This window comes from Phytoactinopolyspora endophytica (assembly GCF_004138495.1).
Lineage (GTDB): Bacteria > Actinomycetota > Actinomycetes > Jiangellales > Jiangellaceae > Phytoactinopolyspora > Phytoactinopolyspora endophytica.
Genome location: NZ_ML142872.1, coordinates 11,326 through 14,315 on the forward strand (window position 1 = coordinate 11,326; position 2,990 = coordinate 14,315).

Genomic DNA, 2,990 nt, shown 5'->3' on the forward strand with positions numbered 1-2,990 from the left:
GCCTCGGACGGCGCGACCGTCTTGTTCTTCAGCAGCTGCGCGTGGACGTCGGCGCGCAGCGCCTTGGGTAGCCGGTCGAGGAAGAGGCCGACCTCACGAGGAAGGACTCTGGGTTTGGTCAGCCGGGGCCACACCTCGTCCGCCGGGAATCCGGCTCGCCTGAGCTCGTGTGCCACCCATGCGTCGATTCCCTTGGCCAGCCGGCCGGACTCCGAGCCACGACCCTCGCTGAGCGGAATGCCGAGCAGCGTCGCCAGGAGGTCGTAGTCCGGCCGGTAGAACCGGCCATCCCGCTCCGCTTGCTCCCACGGGTTGGTGTCCGCTCGTTCGCTGATGACAGCCTCGAACGAGTCGAAGACATCATCCTTGCTCGGCATGACCGTCCTCCCTGGCTGAATGGCTACCGTGTGTGCTCAACGCGCACCGCGCGGTCCCGCGCCCCGTGCGACGCGGCGCGAGTTCAGTTCGGCGTGGGCCTCCCGCAGCGCCGACACCTCCGAGGGCCTCAAACCGAGGTGGTCCACGAGCAGGACCTCGTCGACGATCGCCGCGGCGTCGGTCACCCTACCGTTGCTCAGCGCACGTGCGACCTGTGGCTTCCTCGCTGTCAGCTCGGCGCGGGCGTTCTCCAGCAGCTCGGCGGCGGGCACCGGAAGCAGATCGGCTTCTTTCGGCTCGATCTTCAGCATGCCCCCGCCGTACGCTCGGCCGACGGTCTCCGCGCTGAGTAACGTCATCGAGTTCAGCGAACCGATCGGTAGCAGATCCATGCCGGTCTTCGTCAGCTCCGGCTTCAGGTAGACGCCGTGAACCGAGTTGAGGTGGTGGACTCGCGCGCGGTTCGTCGACAGCCTCGGAGTATCGGCGTTCATGTACGTCAAGAACAGATCGGCCGGCGGCACCAACGGCACTCTCCACCAAGGGTTACGGACGCGGCACTTGTACGCGTGGTGCACATCGACCGCTTCCCCAGACGTGATGTACCGCTGCGCTTGCGGTGACGGCTCCCCGGGCGGCCGGAACAGGTAGGTCGCGCTGCCGGCCGCGCCGAGCTCCCGCCAGGCAGGTGTGGAGAACGTCAGCGTGCGCAGGTGCCGTGAGCCGGGAGGCGAGATGCGCAGCAACTCTGAACGACTGATCCCATGGCGCTCGGCCGCCTCCCGCGACATCGTGAAGTAGCGGTTGTTTCCGGTCACCATGCCCAGCGTCGTCTCGCCCCAGTCGTGCAGGATGCCGAATTGTCCGTGCTCGGTGAGACGCGCCACCGCCGCGAGAGCCTCCGTGGAGAGTAGCGAGGCAGTCCACTTGCTCTCGGGTGCGGCCGGACGCCACAGCCTCCCGACGGCCTGTGGAAGGTCGTCCACGTTTCTCGCCTGGAAAAGCTCGCAATGGTCTGTCGGACCCTCGTCGAAGCCATCGGCCAGCAGCAGCACGACCTCTTCCAGCACACCGGGGAACACGCGCTCGGTGAACAAGACGAGACGCACGACGCGGAAGCGTTCCATGAGGAACCGCCGCACCTCCGCGGCGTAGTTGACGGTCAACAGCTCCGCGGGCAAGACAAGCCCCAGCCGCCCACCGGGTTTGAGGAACAGTGCGGAGTGCACGACGAACGCCGCCCACGACGATGCCAGGCCGGTCAGAGCGACGCCGGCGCGCATCGCCGCGGCTCGCGCCCGGGTGCGGTTGTCGCCGTTGAACCCCTGGTAACGGACGTACGGGGGATTTCCGACGACGGCGTCGTAGACCGGTTGCGGCGTGACAGTGAAGAAGTCGGCCACCTTCACCCGGGCGTCGTGGCCCGCGGAGCGGAGCAGACCGAGCGCATCCTCGGCGCTGTCTTCGTGCAACTCCACACCGTGCAGCTCGCCCGCTGCGGGACCTGCGGCCGTCGTTCCCAGCTTGGCGAGCCGTTCCGCAGCAGAGAGGAGGAACGCCGCCTCGCCGCAGGATGGCTCCAGGACGACATCGTCGGCAGACCTCACGGCCCAGTCCACGACGTAGTCACACAATGCGGGTGGGGTGAAGAACGCGCCACGAGCCTTGCGCCGTTCTGCGGTGTCGTCGCCGCGCAAGCTCGGGGTGGTCACGTGGGCCATCCTCTCGTACCTCGCCGGAACTCGGGTGAAGGACTGTCGGTGTGCCCCGGAACGAGCGGTGTGAACCGTGGCGTCGCCAAGCCTCCCACCCGGCACCGACAACGGTTGCGGACGCGATGCGACATCCGTGGGCAGGCGCCTCCGGGGTCGTCGTGCAGGACTCCACGACCGGCGGTGGATATGGAACGCTGGGGTCGTGTTGGACGTCACGCATTCTCATACGGCGCAGCTCCTGCCCGACGACCGGGCGGCGATCCGGCGGCTGCTCGATGACGCGTTCAAGGGCGAATTCTCCGACGAGGATTGGGCCAATACCCTCGGCGGCGTCCATGTCGTCGTCCGCGAGGACGAGGAGACCGTGGCGCATGTCGCGGTCGTTCAACGGCGCCTGCTCCATCGTGACGGGCCCATCCGAACCGGTTACATCGAAGGTTTGGCCGTGCGCGCGGATCGGCGACGACGTGGCTACGGTGACGCGCTGATGACCGCCGCCGAGGACATCATCGCCACCGCCTACGATCTGGGCGCCCTTTCCGACGGGACTGAGATCGACGGATTCTACGAACGACGAGGCTGGCTGACCTGGCAGGGTCCGACCTGGGTTCTGGCGCCGGACGGGATGCGGCGAACGACGGAGGATGACGGCGGGGTGCTGGTGATGCGGACGTCCACCAGCCCTGATCTTGCGCTCGACGAAGCCATCGCGTGTGATTGGCGCACGGGTGACGTCTGGTGAATGGCTTGCTGGACTGACAGATCGTGGTCGCGGCCGGCAGCAGTTCGGCGCTGGTCGCGGCTCGGCGGGGCGTCACATGCACGATTTCTCCAATACGCGGCCTGCCGGAGACGGGCATCGTGGTCGATCGGAACAATGGAAGGAGGCGGCCATGC

General features: G+C 67.4%; 2 protein-coding genes and 1 pseudogene. 1 reads left to right on the top strand and 2 read right to left on the bottom strand.

All coding sequences use genetic code 11. The features are described 5' to 3' along the window. Both ELR45_RS39730 and ELR45_RS30700 read right to left on the bottom strand, forming a co-directional pair. Nucleotides 1-377 (bottom strand): annotated as a pseudogene (locus tag ELR45_RS39730) (hypothetical protein); the annotation flags it as partial. 36 nt (nt 378-413) lie between these two features. Further along, nucleotides 414-2,099, bottom strand: a complete 1,686-nt coding sequence (locus tag ELR45_RS30700; protein ID WP_129669688.1) for an HsdM family class I SAM-dependent methyltransferase — start codon at nt 2,097-2,099, stop codon at nt 414-416. A gap of 196 nt (nt 2,100-2,295) precedes the next feature. Between ELR45_RS30700 and ELR45_RS30705 the strand changes: the two genes are divergently transcribed. Further along, complete coding sequence (locus tag ELR45_RS30705; RefSeq protein ID WP_129669689.1) at nt 2,296-2,835, top strand: GNAT family N-acetyltransferase; 540 nt, start codon at nt 2,296-2,298, stop codon at nt 2,833-2,835. Nucleotides 2,836-2,990 lie beyond the last annotated feature (155 nt).

What these genes read in the sequence shown, in the direction of transcription:
- ELR45_RS30700 (WP_129669688.1), bottom strand. Translation starts at nt 2,099, where the DNA reads ATGGCCCACGTGACCACCCCGAGCTTGCGCGGCGACGACACCGCAGAA.